This is a genomic window from Chromohalobacter sp. HP20-39, assembly GCF_033052815.1.
Lineage (GTDB): Bacteria > Pseudomonadota > Gammaproteobacteria > Pseudomonadales > Halomonadaceae > Chromohalobacter.
Genome location: NZ_JAWHTP010000829.1, coordinates 1 through 259 on the forward strand (window position 1 = coordinate 1; position 259 = coordinate 259).

The 259-nt window shown below is 57.5% G+C and carries 1 protein-coding gene; it reads left to right on the forward strand.

Annotated features, from left to right (window positions below):
• Nucleotides 1–259, forward strand: a 259-nt coding sequence (locus RVY79_RS20275; RefSeq protein WP_317466383.1) for a hypothetical protein, incomplete at both ends; no start/stop codon positions are given.

A 259-nucleotide genomic window follows, 5' to 3' on the forward strand; every position in this document is an offset into this window, starting at 1 on the left:
TTTGCGATGAGGCACAGCGCTACAACGTCAATGAGTACGAGTGGCTGCGCGACATTCACGATACGCTCGATCGGCAGCAGATCAGGCTGTACACCTTCCTGGTCGGCCAGGAGGAGTTGCTGGCCAAGAAGGAATCGCTGCAGGCGGCAGGGGCCACGCAGATCATCGCGCGCCTCATGGTCGAAGAGTTGCCGTTCTATGGGATACGCGATGCTGATGATGTCGCGACTTGCTTGCTCGGCTATGACGAAACCTGTTA